Raw genomic sequence first — 24,871 nt, forward strand, 5'->3', positions numbered from 1 at the left:
CCCCACGCCCGCGGCCCCACCACCCGCCCGCACCACCGCCCCGCCCCGAGACCTTCCGCCCACCGGGTCGGCGCGCCGCGGCCACCCCGCCCCGGCCCATGCCGTAGACCCGAAGCCGTACACCCGTCGCGCAGCGTTACGGCGCCCCCGCGCCGCGTCCCAGGGAAGGTGACCGCATCCCGATGCCCGGCCGAACCGACAGCCCCGCCCCCACCGACAGCCCGGATGCCCAGCCACCCACCGGCGAACCCCGCACCCCCCGCGCCCCCCGCCCCACCGGCACCGCCCCCGCCGCCTCCACCGCCCGCCTCCCCGCCGACCCCACCCGCCCCGGCCTCGCCCGCCTGCTGCCCGCCCACACCCCCTACCGCCGGCAACTACGGCGCATCGGCGCCGGCCGCGTCCTGGAAATCGGCTGCGGCGACGGCGACACCCTCGCCGGCTGCACCCCCGGCAGCGTCGGCATCGACCACGACCCCGACGCCGTCGCCCGCTGCCGCACCCGCGGCCTGACCGCCTACACCCCCGACGCCTTCCTCGCCGGCCCGCACGCCCGGCCCGGCGCCTTCGACGCCCTCCTCACCGCCCACGTCCTCCAGCACCTCGACGACGAACAGGCCGAAGAACTCCTCCGCGCCTACGTCCCCTACGTACGGCCCGGCGGCGGCGTCCTCCTCATCACCCCCCAGGAAGCCGGCCACCGCGCCGGCCCCCCACCCGTCCGCTTCACCGACTTCACCCTGCTGCGCGCCTTCGCCGCCACCGCCGGCCTCACCGTCCGCCGCACCTACTCCCACCCCCTGCCCCGCCCCGCCGGGATGCTGCTGCGCCCCAACGTGTTCGTCCTGGTGGGGCAGGTACCGCGATAGCGACGTGCCACGACGGGCACGTACGCGGCAGCGACGTACCGCGACAGGGACGGGCAGGCACCGCGGCAGGCGCACGGGGCCGCGCACACGAAAGCCGGGGCGGGCCGCCCCTGAAGGCGGCCCGCCCCGGCCCTCCCGTCCGTACCCGCGGCTAGCGCCCGCGCGCCCGCTTACGGGCCTTCGCGATCGCCCGCGCCACGATCGGCGGCAGCACCTCCCGCGCCACCTTCCGCACCGTCGCCCCCGTCGGAACCGGCGCCCGCCGCACCGACCGCACCACCGGCCCCGACGGCGCCGCCACCACCTCGGGCCGCACCGCACCCGCCCTGGCCGCCGACGGCGCCGGACGGTGCCGCGACACCGGCTGCACCGGCTCCTTCGCACCCTTCGCGCTCAACCGCACCAGCGGCGCCCCGTTCACGTACTGCACCTCGTGCCAGATGTCCCCGCGCTCCGCGATCCACCCCACCAGCGCCTTCTGCAACGGCTCCGGATCACCCCACGTGCCGTAGAACTTCGTGCCCGTGATGCAGATCGGCCGCAGCCCCTCATTGGCGACCGCCTGCCACGTCGCCGCCGCCACCCCCGGACAGTGCTCCGCGCGGTAGTCGTCCAGCACCACCACACCACTGCCGGTCAGCAACTCCCGCACCGCCAGGATGTCCCCGTGCACATGCTCGTACAGATGCGACGCGTCGATGTGCGCGAACCGCACCGACCCCTTCTCCACGTGCTCGCTGACGACCGAACTCAGCCCCTGCACGATCGTCGGCAACTCGTCGTGGAACGACAGGTAGTTGGCCTCGAAGGCCCGCCGCGTCAGCGACGCGTACGACTTCTTCATCTCCTGGGAGTTCGACGCGTCCTCGGCCGGCGAATCGAAGAGATCGCACACCGTGAAGCGCTCACCGGCACCCAGCCGCGCCCCGAGGAAAATCGCGCTCTTCCCCATGTACGCGCCCAGTTCGAGCAGATCACCCGCCTCGGAACGCTCCTTCTGATACGCCAGGAACCAGTCGAACAGCAGCTGATCGGCAGTGAAGAACCAGCCTTTCACCTCGGACAACCGGGCAGGGCGCGGGAGGTGCTCGGCACTCTGGTCTGCGGTGGGGGCAGTCATGTGCGGTCCGTCTCCAGACGGTCGGGAACGTAGGCGGAATCCAACAGGCAAAGCGATGTGGGGGGACACATACGGACGCATACGGAGTGTGCAGTTATGAACACGCCCGGCCCCGGTGCGGGGCGGCGCACGGGCCCCGCCCCGCGCAGGGACGGACACACCCTCGTCCGGCACGAAAAACGCGCCGGCGCCGCTACGCAGTCTCCACGACGGAGCCCCGTCGCACCATGCGTTTCACGGCAGTGACCGACATCGTAGGGGGACGGACATGAACGCGGAATAACAACGGCACGACCCCCAGCCGACCCCGTACGCCGTACGGCACACCGGCCCCCGGCCCACCGCGCCCGCCACCCTCACTTCACCGCGCCCGCCATCACCCCGGACACGAACTGCCGCTGGAACGCGAAGAAAACGATCAACGGCACCACCATCGACAGGAACGCCCCCGGCGCCAGGACATCGATGTTGTTGCCGAACTGCCGCACCTCCTGCTGCAACGCCACCGTGATCGGCGGACTCCCGCTGTCCGCGAAGATCAACGCCACCAGCATGTCGTTCCACACCCACAGGAACTGGAAGATCCCCAACGACGCGATCGCCGGACCCCCCAACGGCAACACCACCCGCGTGAACAGTCGCAGCTCACCCGCCCCGTCCAGCCGCGCCGCCTCCAGCAGCTCCCGGGGAATCTCCGCGAAGAAATTCCGCAGCAGGAACACCGCGAACGGCAACCCGAACGCCGTATGGAACAGCACCACCCCCGCCGTCGTCTCGAACAGCCCCACCGCCCCGAACAACTTCGCCACCGGGATCAACGCCACCTGCACCGGCACCACCAGCAGCCCCACCACCACCAGGAACCAGCCGTCCCGGCCCGGAAAATCCATCCAGGCGAACGCATAACCCGCCAGCGACCCGATCACCACCACCAGCACCGTCGCCGGCACCGTGATCTCCGCCGTCGTCAGCAGCGAACCCATCACCTTGCCGTTCGACAGCAACCGGCCGTAATTGTCGAACGTGATCTGCGCCGGCTCCGCGAACACCCGCCACCAGCCCGACTCACCGATCCGCTGCGGACTGCGCAACGACGACAACAGCAACCCCACCGACGGCATCAACCAGAACAACGCCACCAGCACCAGGAACACCCGCACCGCACCACCACCGGCCCGCGCCACCAGCCGCGCCACCACCGACGGCCGCGCCCGCACCCCCGCACCCGCCCCGCCCCCACCACCGGCCCGGGCGACCCCCTCCACCGCCGTCATCGACGACGCTCCTTCCGTATCCGCCGGAGATTCACCCACATCACCGGCAGCACGAGCAGCAGCAGGAACACCGCGATCGCACTGCCCAGCCCCTCATCGACATCCGTCCCGAACGACGACTGGAACAACTGCAACGCCAGCACATTCGCCGACCGCAGACTCGACCCCGGCGCGATGATGTACACCAGGTCGAAGATCTTCAGCACATTGATCATCAACGTCACCAGCACCACCACCAGCACCGGCGCCAGCAACGGCACCGTCACCCGGCGGAACACCTGCCACTCACCCGCCCCGTCCACCCGCGCCGCCTCCAACAACTCCCGCGGCACCCCCGCCAGCCCCGCCGCGATCAACACCATCGCGAAACCCGCCCACATCCACACATACGCCCCGATGATCGCCGGAGTCACCAACGCCGGCCCCAGCCACTCCACCCCGCCGTACGCCGCCGCGAAATTCCCCGCCGGCAACCGCAACCGCGCCCCGTCCGCCGCCCCACCCGGCAACACGAACGTCCCGTCCGCCGCGGTCCTCGCCGACGCCACCACCCGGCCGCCCCGCACCGCCTCCACGGTCACCCCGGCCAGACCCCGCTCCGACCCGTCGACCACATTCGGCCGGCCCCCACCACCCCGCAGGAAATCCAGCCACACCGTCCCCGTCACACTCCCCGGCCGCGCCACCGCACCCACCGCCCGCCGCGCACCCCGCACATCGTCCTGCCGCACCGCCACCAACGGCAGCATCACCGGCGACCCCGCCCGCACCACCGACCGCGTACGGAACCCCCCGCCCCCCGACGGCCGCAGCACCCCGTTCGGCCGCGGCCTCGCCCCCGGGAACGGCGCCGGCTCCGCGAACGTGTCATGCACCCCCACCCACACCGCATTGGCCACCCCACGCTCCGGACTCTGGTCGTACACCAGCCGGAAAATGATCCCCGCCGCCAGCATCGAAATCGCCATCGGCATGAAAACGACCAGCTTGAACGCCGTACCCCACCGCACCCGCTCCGTCAGCACCGCAAAGATCAACCCCAGCGCCGTCGACACCGTCGGCGCCACCACCACCCACACCACGTTGTTCCGCAACGCGGTCCGAATCCCGTCGTCCGCGAACAACTCCCCGTAATTCCCCAGCCCCACGAACCCGTCACCGGACGCATCGAACAGACTCCGGTACACGGAAAACCCGATGGGATACACCACCAGCGCACCCAACAACACCAACGCCGGCAACAAGAACACCGCAGCCACCCACCGCCGCGTCCCCGTCACCCGCCGCCCACCACTGACCTTCGCCACACTGCCGCCGACTTCCGCTGTCCTGCTGCTGCCCATCGTGAAAATCCCCCGGCACAGGTGAAACGGCACAGAAAGAAAGAACCCGGAAACGGAGAAAAGAGCGGCCGACGGCCTTCCCGCCGGTCGCTCAACTCCCCTCACCCACCGAACGACTTGACCGCGTCCCGCTCCAGCCGCGCCTGCGTCCCCGCCACGTCCTTCGGGTTCTTCAGGAAGTCCTGCAAGTCCTTCCACTCACCCTGACCCGGCTTCCCACCGAACGAAGCCGGCGCCTGATCCGACATGTCGAAGCGGAAATCATCACCGGCCGCGATCAGCGCCCCCGCGATCCGCCGCATCACCGCATCCCCGTACGCCGCCCGGTCGAGTTCCTTGTTCGGCGAAACGAACCCACCCGCGCGCGCCCAGATCCGCGCCGCATCCGTCGACGCCAGGAACGTCAGCAGCGCCTGCGCCGCCTTCCCGCCCTTCAGCGCCACCGCCACATCCCCGCCCGTCACCACCGGCGACTTCGCACCCACCGCCGGGAACGGAAACACCTTGGCGTCCGTACCGATCTTCGCCTTCGTCTGCGCGATATTGGCCGCCGCGAAATCCGCCGACGACACCATCGCCGCCTTCGGCGCGGCACCACCGCTGAACGTCTGCGTCACCGACGTCGGGAAATCCGTCTGCAAGGCCCCCGCATTACCGCCGACCAGCAGATCCTTACGCCCGAAAAGCTGGCCGAGCGTGGACAACGCCTGCTTCACCGAGGCATCCGTCCACTTGATCCGGTGCTGCGCCAGCTGGTCGTACTTCTCCGGCCCGGCCTGCGAAAGATAGATGTTCTCGAACCAGTCGGTCAGCGTCCAGCCGTCCGACCCACCCACCGAGACCGGCTCCACCCCCGACTCGGAAATCGTCCGCGCCGCCTTCAGGAACTCCGCCCAGGTCTTCGGCTCCTGCACACCGGCGTTCCCGAACGCCTGCGCGTTGTACCACACCAGCGACTTGTTACTGGCCTTGAAATACACCCCGTACTCGGTGCCCTTATGAGCCCCGAGGTCCTGCCACCCCTTGCTGTAGTTCTTCGCCAACTGCGCTTTGGCCTCCGGCCCCAGCGGCTTCAGCCAGCCCTTCCCGGCGAACTCGTTGAGCACCCCGACCTGCTGCAGCATCGCCACATCCGGCGGCCCACCCCCGGCGATCTTCGACCCGATGAAACCGGCCATGTCATCGCCACTGGGCACGAAATCCACCTTCGCCCCGGTGCGCTTCTCGAACTCGTCCAGCACCTTGACGAAATTCTCCCGCTCCGCCCCCGTCCACACCGCGGTCACCTGCAGCCGCTGCCCCGCCAACTTGGGCAACCGCACCGTAACGGCATTCCGCTCACCCCCCTTGCCCCCGCCCCCCTCACCCTTCTTCCCGCCGCCCCCACCACTCCCACAACCAGCCACCCCCACAGCCAGCACCACCCCCACCACAACCCCGGCCGCCCCCCGCCGCCGCCAGCCCATCCCTCGACCCGTCATCCCAAACCCCCAATTCCCTCAATCCCGTTCAATGCCGCGGCTCGCTGCGAATTGCCGAATCGCTGCGGACCACTGGCTCGTTGGCTCAGTGGCTCGTTGGCTTATCGGCCCGTTGGCCCGTTGGGTTGCTGGCTCCCTGAATTGCTGAATCGCTCTGGTTCCGTAGCCGGTTCTGCGACCGATGCTGTGATCCGCCGCGGACTTTCCCCACACGGCTCCCAGGAGGCCGCCGTCGTGCTACTGCGGTGACACAAGGCGCGGTGGTGCGAGCTCCTACTGCTGCGATGTCGCAAGGTGCGGTGGTGCGAGTGCGGTGGCGCGAGTGCGAATGGTGCATAACTGAGTGCGATGGTGCGTAACTCTGGTCTTGCGTCACTGTGGTCGTGCGGTCTGCCGCTCCCGTGCGCTCCCGTGCATGTGACCTGCCGATGCCATGCCGACGCGGCTCGGCTCGGCGCGGCCGGGTATGCCATGCCGGCACGGCTTGCGGTGGCACCCGACGCCACGATGCGCCGCTGCCACGCGGCTACCGGCCGCCCAGCACTGCCTCAGCCCGCGCCCAGCCCCGACACGCCCAGCCCGACCCGGTGTGCGACAGGTCTACGCCCCGCCCCCGGCCTCCGCAATACCGCGTCCCGCACCAACTCACCTTTCGTAATGGTGCTGTTACGGCCACCCCAAACCCCAACCCAGCCTCAGCCCCAACGCGAACGCAGCCTCGGCCCCACCCCCGCCCCAAACGGCATCACCAGCCGCAGAAACCCCACCCGCCGCAGTGGGCGCCCCCTATGGCGGGCATCCCGATGCCCAAGCGGGCCTCCCGATAGTGGCGCCCTGACGGTGGTGACGGTGGGTCCCCCGAACCCGCCCCCCCCGATCCCTCCGCCCCGCCCTCACCCCAACCCCACCTCAACGGGGGCGCGGGACGAGGCTCAACGGGGGCGCGCGGGACGAGGCCCGGAGAAATCGCCCCGCCCATCCCAAGCACTCAGACCAGCTCACCCCCAAGCGCTCAGTCAGCCCACCCCAAGCGCACACGCCAGCGGTGACGCGCACGCCAGCGGTGCGCGCTCCTCGCTCAGATCAGCGGTGCCGCAGGCGGTGCTCCCGAGGACTGGGCGGCCCGCTGGAGCGCACTGGCGAGCAGGGCGAGGTCCGTCGGGCCGTTGCCGAGTTCGCGCAGCGGGCGTCGGGCCGGCGGGTCGCCCATCCGCTGCCACTCCAGCGGGACGACCGTCGGCCGGAGCGTGGACGTACGGGGTATCCGGCCGGTCACCCGGCCGGCCTGGAACGGCGTGGCGGAGCCGTCCGCCACACGGTGGAGCCGCCCGCGGCCGACCGGGGCGGGCTCGGACGGGTCGTCGGACTCGCCCAACTCGACGCGTAGTGCGGCGAGTTCGCTGGTCGCGGTGTCGGCGGTGCGGTCCGGGTGGCCGGTCGCGGCTATGAGGTGGACGCCGAGCGCAGCCCCGTCCCGAGCCACCGCCTCCAGCGCGCGCACCACGGAGCCGGCGGCCGGGCGGCCGGGGCTGCCGAGCGCGGGGGCGACCAGTGCGTCGAAGTCGTCGACCAGGATGAAGAGGCGCGGCATCGGGGCCGCGGGGTCGAGCGGGGTGGGCGGGGCGGCGGGGGTGGTGTCGGGGTCGGGTTCGGGGGTGGCTTGGGTGGGCGTCGGGGCTCCGGGGCGGGAGCGGAGGCGGAGGGTGCCCGTGCTCGCCAGGGTGCCGGTGTCGGACGGGTCCGCCGCCGCTGTGCTGCCTCCTTCGTTACGGCAACGATTACGGAGCGTGATTAGTTCCTGCTCTCCGTGACTATTTCCGTACGGTGTGTAATCGGTGGCCCTGGAGGTTCCGGCGGTCTCGGGGGGCTGGGAGGTGTGGTCGGGGTGGCGGCCGGGCTCGGGGGTGTGGCTCGTCGGCGGTGTGTCGTACCTCTCGGCGTGTGGCTCGCTGTAAGTACGGCCTTGCGGCGCGGTGGGCGCGGAACCCTGTGCGGCGGTGGGCGCGACGCCTTGTCCGTGGGCACCTTGTTCATGGACAAGGTGCCCACGGGCACCTTGTGCACGTTGGGGCCCGTGGGGTCCATGGGCGGCATGAGGTCCATGGGGTGCTGGGGCTTCCGGAAGGCGGGCGTCACCCGAGGCGCGGGGCTCTCCCTTACGGGCTTCGCCCGCGCGGCCTTCGTCCGTGCGGCCTTCGGTGGTGCGGCGGGGGACGATGACGCGGGGGGCCGGGAGGTGTTTGGTGCGCCAGTCGGTGAAGGGGGTGCCGGACAGTATTTCGGCGCGGCGTTTGAGTTCGGAGGAGAGGGCCTGGGCGAACGCGCGCATGCGGACCGGGTCGGACGCGGCGAGGTACGTCGTGACGTGCGGCAGATCGGTACACACCCGCAGGCCCTCGCCGCGGTCGGTGCCGCCGCCGTCCACCAGCACCAGGGACAGCAGGTCGGGGCGGTCGGTGGCGGCGAGGGAGGCCGCCAGGGACCGGAGCAGTTCGGTTTTGCCGCCGGCGGTGGGGCCCTGGACGAGGAGGGGTGCGCCCTCGGCGGCCAGGTCGGCGCACACCGGTCCGTGCGGTCCGGCGCCCAGTACGGCGGTGGCGCCGGGCCGGTCGGTGTCCGAGGTGGCGGCCCAGCGGGCCATCAGGGAGGCGGGGGTGGCGCGGGCCAGCCCGAGTTCGTCCAGGAGCCGGGACGTCGCGGGGAGGGGGACGGCCGCGCGGGGTGTCGTGCGTGCGCCGCCGGCCGTGCTCTCGGCCTCGCGCAGCGGCGCCAGGGCCCGGGCGAACCGCTCGGCCCAGGCGGCGGAGACCGCGTCGACCGTGGCGATCGTCCCGTTCGGTCCGGAACCGGGCTGGACGACGCGGACCGCGGTGGCGACATCGCCGCTGAGGACCGCCACCGCGCCGCACTCCCCGAAGGCGGGCGACGCGGCCCGGGCCGCCTCGTACGTGGCGGCCAGCGGGAAGGCGGGGGAGGCGGCCGGGGTTTCGGCCAGGCAGAGGAGATGGACGCCGGCTGCCGCGCCGGCCGTGGCCAGCCGCGCGGTGGTTTCGCGCAGTGCGGACGAGCCGGGGTCGCCGTCGACGATCAGGAGGGTGAACGGTCCTTGGTGGCGGGCGGCGGCGAGGGCGATCTCGGCGCGTTCGGCGCTGGCCCAGCCGGGGCCCAGCGGGCAGTCGTCGAGCCGTCGGACGAGTTCGGCGGTGCGGGCCGTGGCCTGTTCCTTGTCGTAGGCGAGCAGCAGCCGGCAGTCCTGGCCGTGGGCCGGATGGAGATGCGGCAGCCAGCCGAGCCAGGACCAGTCCGCGACCCGTTCCTCGGTGGTGCGCGCCCGGTCGGTGCTGATCAGCACGATGTCCAGGGTGGCGGGGGAGTGCAGGGCGGCGAGCTGGGCGATCGCGGAACGGGCGAGTCCGGCGAGGCGGGCGCGCGGCCCGGCCAGGCCGAGGGAGCCGGCCCGGCGCAGCCCGATCGTGACGGGCAGGGCGGTGCGGCCGCCGTCGCGGCCGGCGGTGCCCAGCCGCACGGTGAGGGTGTCGGGGTGGTCCGGGCCGCGCTCCCAGAGCCGGGGGCCCGGGCCCAGCGCGGTGAGCAGGACGGCGGCGGCGTCCGGCCACCGTTCGTCCGGGGCGGCTCCGGAGGCGGCCGGGGCCGTCGCTCCGTCGCCGGGCGGCGCTACAGGGGAGTCCTGGGGTGCACCGGACGCCTGGAGGCCCGACGCCGGGAGGCCGGCCGCCGGGAGGTCGTCGTAGGGGCGTTCCGTGGTGGGCCGGCCGCCGGTCAGCCGGCGCGCCCAGGCCCCGATCCCGCCGCGACGGCCGCCCTTGCGGGGCGCGGCGCCGTAACACGCCGCATCCTCCGCGGCGGCATCCTCGGCGGGCGCCAGGCTCTGCTGACCGCCGTGGGTACGGTCCTCGCCGTAGGGACGGTCCTCGCCGTGAGTACGGTGCTGGGCGCCGGCCGTCGAGGCGTCGTCCGGGTACCTGGGGGCCGGGTACCCGGGGGTCGGATACTCGCCGTACGCATACCCGCCGTACGGCTGGTCGTTGCCCGGAAGCGCATGGCCAGGAAGCGCGTGGCCCGGATGGTCGGGGTGCGCGCGGTGGTGAGGCTCGCGGTCGGGGCGTTCGCCGTGCGGGTGCTCGTGGATACCGGGTCCGGCTTTCAGGCCCGGGCCGTGGCCCAGGCCATGAGCCGTGGCGGCGTCCGGGTGGGCCGGACCGGCCGGGGTACCGCGCAGGGGGGTGTCGCGCCGGCCGGCCGGGTCCGGTGACCAGGCCGTACGAGGAGCAGGCAGGGGGGCGGCCGGTCCCGTGGCCCTCGCCGGGGGAGGTCCGAAAGCCGGTGCCGGTGCCGCCGCATCGAGCGCACCGGGCGCGGCGGGAGTACCGGGAGCACCGGCCCCACCGACCCCACCGGTCACCTGAGCCCAACCGGCCCCGCTGGTCCCTCCGGCCCCGCCGCCTCCCTCACCCTCGGCGGCCCTCGCGTACCCGGCCCCCGCGCCCGTGGCGATGCGCAGCCGGCCCTCGCCGTCCGGGGTGGTCTCCAGGGCGGGGTCCGGGGTGGTGGGGGCGGGCTGCAGGCGGAGGGTGGATTCGCCGATGCGCAGCAGGGCGCCGGGCGGCAGAGGGGCGGGCAGGTCGCCGAGGCCGGTGCCGTCGACGGCGGTGCCGTTCGTGGAGCGCAGGTCGGCGACGTGGACCGAGCCGTCCGGTTCGACGGTCACGGCGCAGTGCAGGCGGGAGACGTCCGGGTCGTCGAGGGGGACGTCGGCGTCGGCGGAGCGGCCGATGCGGATCTGGCCGCCGTGCAGCAGGTGGACGCCGCCGGCGTCGGGTCCGGAGATGACGCGCAGCCGGGCGGTGCCGTGCGGCAGGCCATGGGCCGGGGCGGGGCCGGGGCCCTGGAGGGAGAGCACCGCGCCGTCGATCAGGGGTGGCTCGCCGATCGCGGCGCGCTGCGGGTCGAGGCGTTCGGTGCCGGCGTAGAGCACGACGGGGCCGCTGCTGCCGCCCGCGCCGGTGTCCGCGCCCGGGCCCGCGACGGAGGCCGCCAGGGAGCCGGCCACCGCCGCCAGTGCGGTCCCGGCGGGGGCCGTCACGAGCACGTCGCAGGCCCGTGTGGTGGGGCCGCTGCGCGGCCCGAGGACGGTCAGCCGGATCTGCATCGCCGTCAACGGTCCCTTCTGCCGGGGGCCGGCAGGGGCCGTTCGCTCCCCCGCCCGCCCGGGCACGTCGGCACGGACAAGTCCCAGGTGCACGTCGCGACAAAGACCGCGCGCCCCCACCGCATCGTGCTGGGTGCATCCTCGCACCTGGGACTGACAACACGCCCGCCGACTGCCACTCCGTGATCTTGTTTTGTCGTGTCCGGACGAAAAAGTGCCTGGTTGCGGGCCGTGGCCGGGCGGATTCGGAACGTCGTGATCAGCTCCGAATCGTCCCCGTCGGGTTGCGCGCCGGTCCGCGACCGGTCGCGGACCGGCGCGCAACCATCCGCCCGGAACGTGCGTCTTCCCACGAGCCCGGCCCGCCGGAACGAAAAGCTTGTGCGACGGCGTGGCGGGCCGCAGGCCCTACAGTGGATCGGACGGACCGCGCGACGGTGACCATGACCGGACGGCGCGGAGCCGAACGGCCGGTCCGGTGGGCCGGCAGGAGATCCACCACGACCAGGGAGCGCATGACGTGCGGCCGGTAGGCAGCAAGTACCTGCTTGAGGAGCCGCTGGGACGCGGCGCCACGGGCACCGTCTGGCGTGCCCGCCAGCGGGAGACGGCGGGCGCCGAGGCCGCCGTGGCGGGAGAGCCCGGTGAGACGGTCGCGATCAAGGTCCTCAAGGAGGAGCTGGCGCACGACGCGGACGTGGTGATGCGCTTCCTGCGCGAGCGCTCGGTCCTGCTGCGGCTCACCCACCCGAACATCGTCCGCACCCGCGACCTCGTCGTGGAGGGCGATCTGCTCGCGCTGGTCATGGACCTCGTCGACGGCCCGGACCTGCACCGCTACCTGCGCGACAACGGCCCCTTCAGCCCGGTGGCGGCCGCCCTCCTCACCGCCCAGATCGCCGACGCGCTGGCCGCCAGCCACGCGGACGGCGTGGTCCACCGCGACCTGAAGCCGGCGAACGTGCTGCTCGCCGGGTCCGACGGCGGCGGCGAGATGCACCCGATGCTGACCGACTTCGGCATCGCCCGGCTCGCCGACTCCCCGGGTCTGACCCGCACCCACGAATTCGTCGGCACCCCCGCCTACGTGGCGCCGGAATCCGCCGAGGGCCGCCCGCAGACCTCCGCCGTGGACATCTACGGTGCCGGCATCCTCCTGTACGAGCTGGTGACCGGCCGCCCGCCGTTCGCCGGATCGACGGCCCTGGAGGTGCTGCACCGGCATCTGAGCGAGGAGCCGCGCCGCCCCGCCACGCTCCCCGAGCCGCTGTGGACCGTCATAGAGCGCTGTCTGCGCAAGCGCCCCGAGGAGCGGCCCAGCGCCGAGAACCTCGCCCGTGCGCTGCGCACCGTCGCCTCCGGCGTCGGGGTGCACGCCACCCCGGCGCAGGCCGAGGCCGCGCTGGGCGTCGCCGTGCTGCTGGCCCCGGACCCGGCGCCCGCGACCGTCCCCGGCACCGACGGCGGCCAGGGCGGCGGCGACGCCGACCCCACCCAGGTCCTCCCGTCCGGCGCGGGTTCGTACGACCCGGCCGCGGCGACCAGCGTGCTGCCCTCGACGGGTGCCCCGGGCGGCCGGGGCGCCGATCCGACCCGGGCCATGCCGCCGGTGCCGCCCATGCCGGCCGGTGCGCCCTCCGCGGGTGCGCAGCAGCCCGACGGCCCGCATCCGTGGGAGTCGCAGATGCGCGCCGCCCGGGACCGCAACGAGCAGACGCAGGTGCAGTACCTGGACCCCAACGAGGATCCGCTGCGCCGCCGTCCGCAGCGCCGTCCGGCCGCGCCCCAGCAGCCGCCGCAGCAGCCCCCGTACCGGCAGCCGGCCCCGGCGCCGTACGCGCAGGCCCCGCAGCGCCGCCAGGAGCCGCCGCCGCAGCGGTACGAGCCGCAGCGGCCGCCCGCCCCGGAGCCCCGTCCGCGGCGCGAGCCCCGTCAGCGCAGCGCCAACCCGATGCGGATCCCCGGCCTGGGCTGCCTCAAGGGCTGCCTGGTCACGCTGATACTGCTGTTCGTGGCCGCGTGGCTGATCTGGGAGCTCACCCCGCTCCAGGAGTGGATCGGCACGACCCGCGGCTTCTTCGCGCAGATCGGGCACGTGTACAACCAGGTCGAGCATTTCGTGAACAAGCTCAGCGGCTGACCCGGGCCGCCCCTCAGCGGCCGACGAGCCGCCCCGGACCGCCGGTCCCGGGGCGGCTCAGTTGATTTGTCGACTTCCGGCGGGCAATTTCGCTCTCAGAAGTGAAGGTTGCCGCCTTCCGGGGCACGGAACCCGGTGGCATCCGCGTAGCTTTGACGCCAACCTCAGCCCCCGCAGGACGCTCGGGGGCCCGACACGTCGGAGCAGTTTTGGCACGGAAGATCGGCAGCCGGTACACCGCCCACCAGATCCTGGGGCGCGGCAGTGCCGGCACGGTATGGCTGGGCGAGGGGCCCGAAGGGGCCGTGGCCATCAAGCTGTTGCGTGAGGACCTCGCTTCCGACCAGGAGCTCGTCGGCCGCTTCGTGCAGGAGCGGGCGGCGCTGCTGGGCCTTGCGGACCCGCACGTCGTCGGCGTCCGCGATCTGGTCGTCGACGGCAACGACCTGGCGCTGGTGATGGACCTGGTGCGCGGCACCGACCTGCGCACCCGTCTGGAGCGCGAGCGCCGGCTGGCCCCGGAGGCCGCCGTCGCGATCGTCGCCGACGTCGCCGACGGGCTCGCCGCCGCGCACGCCGCGCGGATCGTGCACCGCGACGTCAAGCCCGAGAACGTCCTGCTCGACATGCAGGGGCCGCTCGGCCCCGGTGGCGCGCACCCCGCGCTGCTCACCGACTTCGGCATCGCCCGGCTCGTCGACTCGCCGCGCCGGACCCTCTCCCAAGGCCCCGCGTCCCAGGGGAGAGGTCATGCCAGCAGGGTCATCGGCACTCCCGACTACCTCGCCCCGGAGATCATCGAGGGTCTGCCGCCGCGCGCCTCGGTGGACATCTACGCCCTGGCGACCGTCCTGTACGAGCTGCTCGCCGGGTTCACGCCCTTCGGGGGCGGCCACCCCGGGGCCGTACTGCGCCGCCACGTCACCGAGAGCGTGGCGCCGCTGCCCGGCATCCCCGACGAGCTGTGGCAGCTGCTGCTGCAGTGCCTGGCCAAGGCGCCGGCGTCCCGGCTGCGCGCCGCGGAGCTGGCCGCCCGGCTGCGGGAGCTGCTGCCGGGGCTGGCCGGGATGCCGCCGCTGGACATCGACGAGCCGGAGGGCGACCGTCCGGACGACGAGCCGGAGGGTGCGGCCCCGGGGACCCGTGAGGAACCGTTCTACCCGTCGGCGGGCGAGACCGTTCCGCAGCGCGGCGCCGTCCCCCTGGTGCAGGGGTCGGCGCCGGACTCCAACCGGGAGACGCACACCAGCATGCGGGTGCCCGGCCCCGACGAGCTGGCCGGCGGCGCCCACGGCACCGCCCGGGCCCCGCGGGCGGCCGGGGAACGCCGGGCCGGCTCGGCGCGGCACCGGGGCTCCGCGGAGGCGGTGCGCCGCCGCCGGATCAAGCTGGGGGCGGCCGCCGCCGTGGTGGTCGTGGCGGCCGGCCTGGGCGGCTGGCTGGCCTCCGGGGACGACGGCGCCGGCGAGGCCCCGCCGGGCGTCCACCAGTCGGAGCAGGAGACCCCCTGACGCGGGCCCCCCGGGTGGCTCCCGGCCCGGCCCCGGCAGGCCCGTCCTGCCGGGGCCGGGTCAGGTTCGCCGTGGTAGCCGTTAGGCTGGGTGCGTGGCAGTCGTCGATGTATCCGAAGAGCTGAAGTCCCTCTCCTCGACCATGGGGTCGATCGAGGCCGTCCTGGACCTCGACAAGATGAGGGCCGACATCGCCGTGCTTGAGGAACAAGCGGCGGCGCCGTCCCTGTGGGACGACCCCGAGAGTGCCCAGAAGGTCACCAGCCAGCTGTCCTACCTCCAGGGCCAGCTGCGCCGGGCCGAGGAGCTGCGGGGCCGGGTCGACGACCTCGAAGTGCTCTTCGAGCTGGCCGAGGCCGAGGGCGACGAGGACACCCGCGTCGAGGCCGAGGCCGAGCTGGCCGACGTCCGCAAGGCCGTCGAGGAGCTGGAGGTCCGCACCCTCCTCTCCGGCGAGTACGACGCCCGTGAGGCGCTCGTCAACATCCGCGCCGAGGCCGGTGGCGTGGACGCCGCCGACTTCGCCGAGAAGCTCCAGCGGATGTACCTGCGCTGGGCCGAGCGGCACGGCTACAAGACCGAGCTCTACGAGACCTCGTACGCCGAAGAGGCCGGCATCAAGTCGACCACCTTCGCGGTCAACGTCCCGTACGCCTACGGCACGCTCTCCGTCGAGCAGGGCACGCACCGCCTGGTGCGCATCTCGCCGTTCGACAACCAGGGCCGCCGCCAGACGTCGTTCGCCGGCGTCGAGGTGCTGCCCGTCGTCGAGCAGACCGACCACATCGAGATCGACGAGTCCGACCTGCGGGTGGACGTGTACCGCTCCTCGGGCCCCGGCGGCCAGGGCGTGAACACCACCGACTCCGCGGTCCGGCTGACGCACATCCCCACCGGCATCGTCGTCTCCTGCCAGAACGAGCGCTCGCAGATCCAGAACAAGGCGACCGCGATGAACGTCCTCCAGGCCAAGCTCCTCGAGCGCCGCCGCCAGGAGGAGCAGGCCAAGATGGACGCGCTCAAGGGCGACGGCGGCAACTCCTGGGGCAACCAGATGCGTTCGTACGTCCTGCACCCTTACCAGATGGTCAAGGACCTGCGGACCGAGTTCGAGGTCGGCAACCCGCAGGCCGTGCTGGACGGTGACATCGACGGCTTCCTGGAGGCCGGAATCCGCTGGCGCAAGCAGCAGGAGAAGTAGCAGACGGCCCCGCGTGCGGGCCTTCTGACACCGGAACAACTGCCTCCGTCATGGAGGCAGTTGTTTTTGCTGTGGCGGTTTGGTCACAGTCGTATGTCCATGTACCGCCCAACTCTCAGCAATTCGGGCATCGGGTCTTTATTCGTCCTTGACGATAACGGCCGTACTGGGAAGGCTGAGCGCGGCATGCGTATGTTCCGGGGCGCGTGCAGTAACGGGGAGATGAGTGGCCAGTCGGCATTTCGTGGCCGGAACTCGCCTACCCCCAGCGCTGGTCGCCCCGTGCAGCGGTGCACCCATGACGAGTTCAGCTACTGGGGGTAGCAGTACATGACGAAGAAGACGCGGCTGCGCGTGGCGCGCATTGCAGCTGGTGCGGTGATCGCGGCCGGTGCGTCGCTCACCGCCGCCGGCGCCGCTTCCGCGGCCAGCCCGGGTGACACGGGCGGCTCCGACGGCGGGATCATCGGCGGCATCATCGGTGGGGTCATCGGTGGCGGCGACTCCGGTGGCGACACCGGTGGCGACACCGGTGGCGACTCCGGTGGCGACAACGGTGGTCAGGTCGGTGGCAGCGACGACGGCGGCCAGATCGGCGGCGAGATCGGCGGCTCGGACGACGGCGGTCAGGCCGGCGGCGAGATCGGCGGTTCGGACGACGGCGGTCAGGTCGGCGGCACCGACGACGGTGGCCAGGTCGGTGGCACCGACGACGGCGGTCAGTCCGGCGGTCAGTCCGGTGGCCAGTCCGGCGGTCAGAGCGGCGGTCAGTCCGGCGGTCAGTCCGGTGGCCAGTCCGGCGGTCAGAGCGGCGGCCAGTCCGGTGGCCAGTCCGGCGGTCAGAGCGGCGGCCAGTCCGGCGGCCACAGTGGCGGCCAGAGCGGTGGCCAGTCCGGCGGTCAGTCCGGCGGTGGCAACACCGGCGGCGACTCCACCGGCACCGGCACCGACAACGAGGGCTCCAAGCCGATCGAGCAGCCCGGCAAGGGCAAGGAGCAGATCGCTGACACGCCCGGCCAGGCCAAGCAGCAGGCGAAGGGCGGGGAGCTGGCCGAGACCGGTTCCTCCGGCACCACCTTCCTGCTGATCGGCGCGGCCACGATGATCGCGGGCGGTGTCGGCTTCCGTATGCTGCCCCGCCTGATCAACAAGAACGGCGGCGGCGCGGCAGCGGCCTGACGCTGACGCGGTACCACAGGGGCCCGGGGCGCGCAATGCGCTCCGGGCCCTCGGCGTTCTTCCGGCCGCTGCATTCCCCGGGGCGCCCTCACCGGGCGAACACCGCCGTAAGCACGGCGTAACGGGCAGCGGCATGTGCGAACTTTCACCCGGCCACGCCGCGCCGGCTTCGTCCGAGCGGCGTCAGACGGTCTGGTGCAGCAGCAGCCCCACCGCGAGCAGCAGGACCGTCAAAGCCACCAGCATCGCCGGGCTGAGCTGGGCGAACACACCGCCTGCCTGCTGCTGGAGCCGTTCCCTGCTCGCTCGGCACACGGGGCAGCGGCCGTCACTCACAGGGGCCGCGCAGTTGGCGCACACCAGTCGGTCGTACGTCATGCGACCTCCTTCTCCACTGCACCAACGCCCCGGAGGGTGCATTGGTTCCCTCTTCCACTGTGCCAGCTCCCCGGTAGAACGGCGCGCGCCCCGGGATTGTGCGCCCTTTTGTCCCCGTAGGTGCCGTGAATAACCGCACCAACCCCTCCGCCGACTGCACCGCCGCGCGAGGTTCGCGTATGGTCACGCACACCGACGGGAGCCGCAACTCGGCAGCCCGTGCCCCTATCCAGGTCGACCGTGGTGCATCAGTGATCCGATTCGACAACGTCTCCAAGACCTACCCGAAGCAGAACCGTCCTGCACTCAGGGACGTCTCGCTCGAGATCGAGCGCGGCGAGTTCGTCTTCCTGGTGGGCTCCTCGGGCTCCGGCAAGTCCACCTTCCTGCGGCTGCTGCTGCGCGAGGAGCGGGCCAGCCATGGCCATGTGCACGTGCTCGGCAAGGACCTCGGCAAGCTCTCCAACTGGAAGGTCCCGCAGATGCGGCGCCAGGTGGGCACGGTCTTCCAGGACTTCCGGCTGCTCCCCAACAAGACCGTCGGGGAGAACGTCGCCTTCGCCCTGGAGGTCATCGGCAAGCCGCGCGGCCAGATCCGCAAGACGGTCCCCGAGGTCCTCGAACTCGTCGGCCTCGGCGGCAAGGAGGACCGCATGCCGGGCGAACTCTCCGGTGGTGAGCAGCAGCGCGTCGCCATCGCGCGGGCCTTCGTCAACCGTCCGCTGCTGCTCATCGCGGACGAGCCCACCGGCAACCTCGACCCGCAGACCTCGGTCGGCATCATGAAACTGCTGGACCGGATCAACCGGACCGGAACCACGGTGGTCATGGCCACCCACGACCAGCAGATCGTCGACCAGATGCGCAAGCGGGTCATGGAACTCGAAAAGGGCCGGCTCGTACGCGACCAGTCGCGCGGCGTGTACGGCTACCAGCACTAAGCGTGTACGGCCCCCAGTACTGAAAGGACGCCATGCGCGCCCAGTTCGTCCTGTCGGAGATCGGCGTCGGTCTCCGCCGAAACCTCACGATGACCTTCGCCGTCATCGTCTCCGTAGCCCTCTCGCTCGGCCTGTTCGGCGCCTCGCTGCTGATGCGCGACCAGGTCAGCACCATGAAGGGCTACTGGTACGACAAGGTCAACGTCTCCATCTTCTTCTGCAACAAGAACGACGCCGAGACCGGCGCCAACTGCGCCAAGGGCGCGGCCACCCAGCAGCAGAAGGACGACATCAAGGCCGAGCTGAACCGGCTGCCGATCGTTGCGAACGTGCAGTACGAGTCCAGCGACCAGGCCTACAAGCACTACAAGGAGCAGTTCGGCGACACCCCCGTCGCCGGTCTGGTGACGCCCGACCAGCTTCCCGAGTCGTTCCGCGTCAAGCTGAAGGACCCCACGAAGTTCAAGGTCATCAAGTCGGCGTTCTCCGAGCGGCCCGGTGTCCAGGAGGTGCAGGACCAACGCGACACCGTGGAGCCGCTGTTCAACCTCCTCAACGGCATGAACATCGCCGCGCTGTGCGTGATGGGACTGATGCTCGTCGTTGCGCTGATGCTGATCGTCAACACCGTGCGGGTGTCGGCGTTCAGCCGCCGGCGGGAGACCGGCATCATGCGGCTGGTGGGAGCGTCCAGCTTCTACATCCAGATGCCGTTCATCCTGGAGGCCGCCATCGCGGGCCTGCTGGGCGCCGGTTTCGCCTGTGTGCTGATCGTCGGCGGCAAGTACCTCCTCGTCAACAACTGGCTGGCGAAGAAGATCCAGGTGATCAACTTCATCGGCTGGGACTCGGTGGCGGCGGTGCTCCCGCTGGTCCTCCTGATCGGGCTGCTGATGCCCGCGCTCGCCGCGTTCTTCGCGCTGCGCAAGTACCTCAAGGTGTGAGCTTCGCCAAGGGCGCCGTACGGTCAACTCGCCGTACGGCGCCCTTTCGTCCCCTAGACTCACCGGCATGTCGGGCCCGTGTTCGTACGACCGGCCCCGCCGCTACCGCCGCGGGGCGGCCCTGACGTTGTTCCTCGCCGGGGTGCTCGCCACCGGCGCGGTGACCGGCACCTGGAGCGACGAGGCCGAAGGTGCGGTGGGCCACGGCATCCCGGAGCGCCCGGCGTCCGGTGCGCGCCCTCCGGAGGCCGCCACCGCCGACCGCGCGGCCGTCGAGCGGGCTGCCGCCGAAGCCATCGAGGACGGCAAGTCCGGTTCCCAGGCCGCCGCCGAGGTCGTCAGCCGTAGTGGCGACCGCTGGTCGACGATCTACACCCAGGGTGAGTTCGAGGACTTCCAGCAGCAGTTGGGCGGCGCCTACGTCGGCGTCGGCCTGTGGGTGCGGCAGCTGGCCGGCGGCCGCACCGAGGTCTCCCGGGTGCAGCCCGGCGGCCCCGCCGCCCGCGCCGGCATCGCCGTCCACGACCGGTTGCGCGCCATCGACGGCCGGACCACTCAGGGGCAGCCGGTCACCGAGACCGTCGCCCGGCTCCGCGGCGACACCCCGGACGGCTCCCGTACGGCCGCCGCCGGCGCAGGCACGCCCGTCCGCCTCGACCTCCAGCGCGGCACCCGGCGGTGGAGCCTCACCCTGCACCGCACCCGGCTGCGCACCCGGAACGTCACCGTCGACCGGCCGGCCGGTCCGCACGGCCCCACCCGCGTCAAGATCACCTCGTTCGCCAAGGGCACCGGCGCCGCGGTCCGCCGCGCCGTCCGCGACGCCTCCCCCGACGGCGGCGTGCTGCTCGACCTGCGCGGCAATACGGGCGGCCTGGTCACCGAGTCCGTCGCCACCGCCTCCGCCTTCCTCGACGGCGGCCTGGTCGCCACCTACGACGTACGGGGCAGCCAGCGCGCCCTGTACGCCCGGCGCGGTGGGAACACCCGCCTGCCGCTCGTCGTTCTCGTCGACGGCGGCACGATGAGCGCCGCCGAACTGCTGACCGGCGCCCTCCAGGACCGCGGCCGGGCCGTCGTGGTGGGCTCCCCGACCTTCGGCAAGGGCTCGGTGCAGATGCCCAGCCGGCTGCCCGACGGCTCGGTGGCCGAGCTCACCGTCGGCCACTACCGCACCCCCTCCGGACGGACCGTCGACGAGGCCGGGCTCACCCCCGACCTGGTCGTCGAGGACCATGCCGAGCGGCGGGCCCGCACAGTATTGAGTGGCCTCGGGACCGGCACGTAGTGCGAAAATGGCCGCACTATGGCTAAGCAAAAGGGCAAGGACAAGGACCCCGGGCGCAAGCTCGTGGCGCAGCACAAGAAGGCGCGGCACGACTACCACATTCTGGACACCTACGAGTGCGGGCTGGTACTGACCGGCACCGAGGTGAAGTCGCTGCGCCAGGGCCGGGCGTCACTGGTCGACGGATTCGTCCAGATCGACGGCAACGAGGCCTGGCTGCACAACGTACACATCCCGGAATACGCCCAGGGAACCTGGACGAATCACTCCGCCCGGCGCAAGCGGAAGCTGCTGATGCACCGCGTCGAGATCGACAAGCTGGAGTCCAAGAGCCAGGAGACCGGCCACACGATCGTGCCGCTGTCCCTGTATTTCAAGGACGGCCGGGCCAAGGTCGAGATCGCGCTGGCCAGGGGCAAGAAGGAGTACGACAAGCGGCAGACCCTCCGCGAGCAGCAGGACCGCCGCGAGACGGACCGCGCGATCTCGGCGGCCCGCCGCCGCCAGCGCGCCTGACCACGGCCGACCGGCGGTGGGCACGCCGCGGCGGGCCCGGATCGGCGGGCGGAGCCACCCGGCTTCCGGCCGGCGGACCGGTACGGGGTGCGGCGCGGGCGGTTCCGGTCGGGCGGCGGCCCGCGGAATACGCTGGCAACCTCAGGCGTTGTTCACGTACGATGGCTCCGCATCCCACAGAGGGTGCGGGAACCGCAGGCGTCATGGTGTAGGCGCCGGGGTCCATCTTGATAAATCAACATGGGGATGATCGGTTTCGACAGCGGATGTCGAAGCAGGGGAAGCGAGTCGAGGAAGCGGCCATGATCTCGTAAACCACAGGCCGAAACCAATAATCGCCAACACCAAGCGCGATTCCTTCGCCCTCGCTGCCTAAGTAGCGACTTGCGAAGTGTCAGCCCGGGGCTGTTCCCGACCCGGATCCTGGCATCAGCTAGGGGACTAAACTCCTGAACCCGGTCACGGGGTGCAGGAGGAAATCAAACAGTGACTGAGCCCGTCGGAGACTTGTTCGCGTGATCTCCGGGGCCGAGAAAATCGCAGCGAACTGCACTCGGAGAAGCCCTGTTTCTGCACCGTTGGACGCGGGTTCGATTCCCGCCATCTCCACTCATCCCATGTAAAGCAGCTGCCCCGGCGAGTTTCCCGCCGGGGCAGCTGCTTTTTGTGTCCTCCGCTCTTCTCTCCTCGCCACCCTTCCCTTCCGGCCTCCTCGCTTCGTTGCGCTGCGTTTCGCTGCCTTTCCACGCTGCGGGGTTTTCTCTCTCACTCGCTCTCAACCCTCGGTATGACAACCCCTGGTGTGATGTGGATCCGCCCCGACTCCGTCACGCTGAGTGCATGAACACAGCACAGCATGCAATCTCGACATCACTCCTGGTCGCCGGTGGCGGACGAAGCGCTGGACGACGCGGTGGACGACGCGGGGGTGGCGGCGGCGGTCGGCAGGGCAAGGATCACGGCCAGCCCGGCGGCCACGGCCGGGACCCCGTACGCGACCCCCGCCCCCGTCACGTGGTCCACGACCCAGCCCCCCGCCGCCGAACCGGCCGCGATACCACCGAGCAGAGCCGTCACGGCGAGCGTCATCCCTTCGTTCAACTGAGCCTCCGGGGTACGGGATTGGACCAGTCCCATCCCCGTGACCATGGTCGGCGCGGTGGCCATCCCGGCGCCCAGCAGTGCGGCGGCCAGCACCCCCGGGCGCCCGGTCGACGCCGCGAGGAGGGGCAGCAGCATCAGCACGGCCATCGCGCCGACACACAGCAGGAAGCGCCGCCCGCTCCGGCCCGCCGGACGCAGCAGGCCGTAGAGCAGCCCCGCCGTGCACGATCCGGCCGCCTGGAGGGCCAGCAGCCCGCCGGCGGCGGACCGCATCCCGAGGTCGTCGGCGTAGGCCAAGGTCACGACCTCCATCGACCCGAAGATCGCGCCGGTGCACAGGAACGTGCCCAGCAGAGGGGGAATGCCCCGCCGTCGCAGCGGGGAGCGGACCTCCCCGGCACGGGCGGCCGACCGCCCGGCCGCCGGCGGCTCCGTGCGGCGCTGGGCAGCGAAGAGCAGCACCCCGCTCAGCAGCAGGACCGCCGCCACCGCCGTGCCCGCCTCGGGCGCGACGGCCGTGCAGAGCAGCGTCGCGAGCACCGGCCCGAGCATGAAACACAGCTCGTCCGCCGCCTGTTCGAAGGAGTTGGCGGTGTGCCGGGCAGCCGGGTCGTCGCGGAAGAGATGCGCCCAGCGGGCACGGGACATCCCTCCGGTGTTGGGGGTGGTGGCAGTCGCCGCATAGGAGACGAACAGCGCCCAGTCGGGCGCGCCGAAACGGACGCAGAGGAGCAGCGACAGCGATCCGAGCACCGCGAGCACGGTGGCCGGCACGGCGATCCGGGCCTGACCGTGACGGTCGACCATCCGGGCGGTCCACGGCCCGACCAGCGCGGTCGCCGCCAGTCCGGTCGCGGTGACGGCCCCGGCCAGCGCATAGGAGCCACGCGAGCCGCTGATCATCAGCACGGCGCTGACGCTGAGCATGCCCATGGGCAGGCGGGCCAGCAGATTGGCGGCGGTGAACGCCCGCGCGCCGGGGATGGCAAAGATCCGCCGGTACGGGGCGAAGAGCCGAAAGCGTCGGGGACGCCGACGCGCAACCGGCCGTACGGGCGGAGCGGTCACCGGACGAGCAGCAAGGAAAAGGATCACGCTCTTACGATCCCGGCCACCTCCACCATCCGTCCAACACCTGATCAGAGCCCATTCACGCACTCACGATGTAGATCGGTGGGTCGCTCCGATGTAGATCGGGAGATCGCTCGCGATGTGGATCAGGGGAGGAGTAATCAGCAGGGCGACGCCGGCCGACGAGTCGTTCCGAGGTCCAGAGGCCCCGCGGTCTCGGAGTCCGGGCGTCCAGAGTCCCGGCGTCGCGGGGTCGCAGCGTCCTCGGGACTTTGGGACTCGCGCCTGCGAGCCTCCCGCCCCGTAATGACAGGGCCGCGGCAGGCGTTAGCGCTGCAAGGATGGCCCGATGCCGTTCGATATCGATCCGCGACTGCTCCGGGCGTTCACCGCCGTAGCCGAGGAACTCCACTTCACCCGCGCCGCGGCCCGGCTCTACGTGGCCCAGCAGGCCCTGAGCCGCGACATCCGGCGGCTGGAGCGGGAAGTGGGCACGGCACTCTTCGTACGGACGACCCGCCAGGTCGCCCTCACGGCCGACGGTGAGCGGCTACTGCCCTACGCCCGCCGGGTGTTGGGCGCCCACGAAGAACTGGCGGCGGCCTTCCGGCCGGTGCCCGAGCGGCCGCTGCTGGTCGATGTCCGGGTGCCGATCGGTACCGCGCACCGGGTGCTGGAGGACGCCAGGGGGCGGGTGCCGGACAGCTGTGAGCTGGTGGCCCGCTTCCACAGCGGGCTGACGGGGGCGGCGGCAGAGCTGGCCGCGGGGCGGCTCGACGTCTCCTTCGGGCGCTACGCGGGTCTGCCGCCCGCCGTTCGGTCCGGTCTGGCACACCAGCCGGTCCGCCTGGAGCCGATGGCTGTGCTGCTGCGGGAGGACCATCCCCTGGCGTCGCGGCCCGAGGTTCCGCTGGCGGATCTGGCCGGCGAGACGCTCTATGCGGCCGCCGGGAATCCGCAGACCGAGGAGTGGACGGAGCTGGCGGCCCAGCTGTTCGCGGGGCGGGGTATCGCGATGGCCGAGCCGTTCCCGGAGATCGAGGGTTCACAGGAGTTCGTACGAGTGGTGCGGAAACGGGGGTGGTCGGTACTGGCGAGCGTGGAGTTCATCGACGTACCGGGGATGGCGCTGCGCCCGGTCGTGGACCCCGTACCTCTGTCACCCATCTCGATGGTGTGGCGCCGCGACCTGCACCACCCCGGCCTGACCGCCCTACGGGCCGCAGTGCACGAAATGGCAGGGAACCACGGCTGGTTGACCGTACCGGAGGGCGCCTGGCTCCCTCGGGAGGATGCCGCCGCGATGGGCGTGGGCGAGAGCGTGCGGGAGCGGTAGGGGAG

The 24,871-nt window shown here is 72.1% G+C and carries 17 protein-coding genes and 1 other RNA gene; 11 read left to right on the forward strand and 7 right to left on the reverse strand.

The annotated features are described in order from the left end of the window. Positions 1 to 182: 182 nt before the first annotated feature. Entirely contained in the window at positions 183 to 869 is a 687-nt protein-coding gene (locus ACZ7MX_RS23865) for a class I SAM-dependent methyltransferase (protein WP_472135162.1), read from the forward strand. A gap of 151 nt (positions 870 to 1,020) precedes the next feature. Here the strand turns inward: ACZ7MX_RS23865 and ACZ7MX_RS23870 are convergent, their stop codons facing one another. The 5 genes from ACZ7MX_RS23870 to ACZ7MX_RS23890 form a co-directional block, all read right to left on the reverse strand. Beyond that, a complete protein-coding gene (locus ACZ7MX_RS23870; RefSeq protein ID WP_472135164.1) occupies positions 1,021 to 1,989 on the reverse strand; it encodes a class I SAM-dependent methyltransferase in 969 nt (322 codons plus the stop codon). Positions 1,990 to 2,345: 356 nt separating this feature from the next. Continuing rightward, on the reverse strand, positions 2,346 to 3,263 hold the full coding sequence (locus ACZ7MX_RS23875) for a carbohydrate ABC transporter permease (RefSeq protein WP_472135165.1): 918 nt from the start codon (positions 3,261 to 3,263) through the stop codon (positions 2,346 to 2,348). Continuing rightward, positions 3,260 to 4,606, reverse strand: coding sequence for a carbohydrate ABC transporter permease (locus tag ACZ7MX_RS23880; RefSeq protein WP_472135472.1), 1,347 nt, complete (start codon positions 4,604 to 4,606; stop codon positions 3,260 to 3,262). Before ACZ7MX_RS23880 ends, ACZ7MX_RS23875 begins: the two co-directional genes overlap by 4 nt. Before the next feature lie 101 nt (positions 4,607 to 4,707). Then, positions 4,708 to 6,072: an ABC transporter substrate-binding protein gene (locus ACZ7MX_RS23885; RefSeq protein ID WP_472135166.1), complete on the reverse strand. Its 1,365-nt coding sequence runs from the start codon at positions 6,070 to 6,072 to the stop codon at positions 4,708 to 4,710. 1,093 nt (positions 6,073 to 7,165) lie between these two features. Next, positions 7,166 to 11,257: an FHA domain-containing protein gene (locus tag ACZ7MX_RS23890; RefSeq protein ID WP_472135473.1), complete on the reverse strand. Its 4,092-nt coding sequence runs from the start codon at positions 11,255 to 11,257 to the stop codon at positions 7,166 to 7,168. 520 nt (positions 11,258 to 11,777) lie between these two features. Here ACZ7MX_RS23890 and ACZ7MX_RS23895 point away from each other — a divergent pair. The 4 genes from ACZ7MX_RS23895 (at position 11,778) to ACZ7MX_RS23910 (ending at position 17,288) form a co-directional block, all read left to right on the forward strand. Continuing rightward, positions 11,778 to 13,397 carry a serine/threonine-protein kinase gene (locus ACZ7MX_RS23895; protein ID WP_472135168.1) on the forward strand — a complete coding sequence of 540 codons (1,620 nt, stop codon included), beginning with the start codon at positions 11,778 to 11,780 and terminating at the stop codon, positions 13,395 to 13,397. Positions 13,398 to 13,606: 209 nt separating this feature from the next. After that, positions 13,607 to 14,908, forward strand: a complete 1,302-nt coding sequence (locus tag ACZ7MX_RS23900) for a serine/threonine-protein kinase (RefSeq protein WP_472135170.1) — start codon at positions 13,607 to 13,609, stop codon at positions 14,906 to 14,908. Positions 14,909 to 15,002: 94 nt separating this feature from the next. After that, a complete protein-coding gene (prfB, locus tag ACZ7MX_RS23905; RefSeq protein ID WP_385859431.1) occupies positions 15,003 to 16,109 on the forward strand; it encodes a peptide chain release factor 2 in 1,107 nt (368 codons plus the stop codon). Positions 16,110 to 16,439: 330 nt separating this feature from the next. After that, the gene (locus ACZ7MX_RS23910) at positions 16,440 to 17,288 is read left to right on the forward strand and encodes an LPXTG cell wall anchor domain-containing protein (RefSeq protein ID WP_472135172.1); all 849 of its coding nucleotides are present in this window, start codon (positions 16,440 to 16,442) and stop codon (positions 17,286 to 17,288) included. A gap of 183 nt (positions 17,289 to 17,471) precedes the next feature. Here ACZ7MX_RS23910 and ACZ7MX_RS23915 read toward each other — a convergent pair whose 3' ends face one another. Further along, the gene (locus ACZ7MX_RS23915) at positions 17,472 to 17,666 is read right to left on the reverse strand and encodes a hypothetical protein (RefSeq protein ID WP_472135174.1); all 195 of its coding nucleotides are present in this window, start codon (positions 17,664 to 17,666) and stop codon (positions 17,472 to 17,474) included. A 251-nt stretch (positions 17,667 to 17,917) separates the two neighbouring features. Here ACZ7MX_RS23915 and ftsE point away from each other — a divergent pair, with 251 nt between their 5' ends. The 5 genes from ftsE (at position 17,918) to ssrA (ending at position 21,967) form a co-directional block, all read left to right on the forward strand. Continuing rightward, positions 17,918 to 18,607: a cell division ATP-binding protein FtsE gene (gene ftsE / locus ACZ7MX_RS23920; RefSeq protein WP_030414554.1), complete on the forward strand. Its 690-nt coding sequence runs from the start codon at positions 17,918 to 17,920 to the stop codon at positions 18,605 to 18,607. A gap of 32 nt (positions 18,608 to 18,639) precedes the next feature. Beyond that, the gene (gene ftsX / locus ACZ7MX_RS23925; RefSeq protein WP_030414553.1) at positions 18,640 to 19,551 is read left to right on the forward strand and encodes a permease-like cell division protein FtsX; all 912 of its coding nucleotides are present in this window, start codon (positions 18,640 to 18,642) and stop codon (positions 19,549 to 19,551) included. A 67-nt stretch (positions 19,552 to 19,618) separates the two neighbouring features. After that, positions 19,619 to 20,839: a S41 family peptidase gene (locus ACZ7MX_RS23930; protein ID WP_472135176.1), complete on the forward strand. Its 1,221-nt coding sequence runs from the start codon at positions 19,619 to 19,621 to the stop codon at positions 20,837 to 20,839. A gap of 18 nt (positions 20,840 to 20,857) precedes the next feature. Next, positions 20,858 to 21,355, forward strand: a complete 498-nt coding sequence (gene smpB / locus ACZ7MX_RS23935; protein ID WP_472135178.1) for an SsrA-binding protein SmpB — start codon at positions 20,858 to 20,860, stop codon at positions 21,353 to 21,355. 242 nt (positions 21,356 to 21,597) lie between these two features. Continuing rightward, positions 21,598 to 21,967, forward strand: a transfer-messenger RNA (tmRNA) gene (gene ssrA / locus ACZ7MX_RS23940). Positions 21,968 to 22,225: 258 nt separating this feature from the next. Here ssrA and ACZ7MX_RS23945 read toward each other — a convergent pair. After that, entirely contained in the window at positions 22,226 to 23,527 is a 1,302-nt protein-coding gene (locus ACZ7MX_RS23945) for an MFS transporter (RefSeq protein ID WP_472135180.1), read from the reverse strand. A gap of 352 nt (positions 23,528 to 23,879) precedes the next feature. Here ACZ7MX_RS23945 and ACZ7MX_RS23950 point away from each other — a divergent pair, with 352 nt between their 5' ends. Next, positions 23,880 to 24,866 (forward strand): LysR family transcriptional regulator, encoded by a 987-nt coding sequence (locus ACZ7MX_RS23950; RefSeq protein WP_472135182.1) that lies wholly within the window; start codon positions 23,880 to 23,882, stop codon positions 24,864 to 24,866. Positions 24,867 to 24,871 lie beyond the last annotated feature (5 nt).

The organism is Streptomyces sp. NPDC107765 (assembly GCF_055657085.1).

Excerpts from the sequence above, each read along its gene's own strand:
- ACZ7MX_RS23865 (WP_472135162.1), top strand. The coding sequence starts at position 183 with ATGCCCGGCCGAACCGACAGCCCCGCCCCCACCGACAGCCCGGATGCC.
- ACZ7MX_RS23870 (WP_472135164.1), bottom strand. The coding sequence starts at position 1,989 with ATGACTGCCCCCACCGCAGACCAGAGTGCCGAGCACCTCCCGCGCCCT.
- ACZ7MX_RS23875 (WP_472135165.1), bottom strand. The coding sequence starts at position 3,263 with ATGACGGCGGTGGAGGGGGTCGCCCGGGCCGGTGGTGGGGGCGGGGCG.
- ACZ7MX_RS23880 (WP_472135472.1), bottom strand. The coding sequence starts at position 4,606 with ATGGGCAGCAGCAGGACAGCGGAAGTCGGCGGCAGTGTGGCGAAGGTC.
- ACZ7MX_RS23885 (WP_472135166.1), bottom strand. The coding sequence starts at position 6,072 with ATGGGCTGGCGGCGGCGGGGGGCGGCCGGGGTTGTGGTGGGGGTGGTG.
- ACZ7MX_RS23890 (WP_472135473.1), bottom strand. The coding sequence starts at position 11,257 with ATGCAGATCCGGCTGACCGTCCTCGGGCCGCGCAGCGGCCCCACCACA.
- ACZ7MX_RS23910 (WP_472135172.1), top strand. The coding sequence starts at position 16,440 with ATGACGAAGAAGACGCGGCTGCGCGTGGCGCGCATTGCAGCTGGTGCG.
- ACZ7MX_RS23915 (WP_472135174.1), bottom strand. The coding sequence starts at position 17,666 with ATGACGTACGACCGACTGGTGTGCGCCAACTGCGCGGCCCCTGTGAGT.
- ftsX (WP_030414553.1), top strand. The coding sequence starts at position 18,640 with ATGCGCGCCCAGTTCGTCCTGTCGGAGATCGGCGTCGGTCTCCGCCGA.
- ACZ7MX_RS23930 (WP_472135176.1), top strand. The coding sequence starts at position 19,619 with ATGTCGGGCCCGTGTTCGTACGACCGGCCCCGCCGCTACCGCCGCGGG.
- smpB (WP_472135178.1), top strand. The coding sequence starts at position 20,858 with ATGGCTAAGCAAAAGGGCAAGGACAAGGACCCCGGGCGCAAGCTCGTG.
- ACZ7MX_RS23950 (WP_472135182.1), top strand. The coding sequence starts at position 23,880 with ATGCCGTTCGATATCGATCCGCGACTGCTCCGGGCGTTCACCGCCGTA.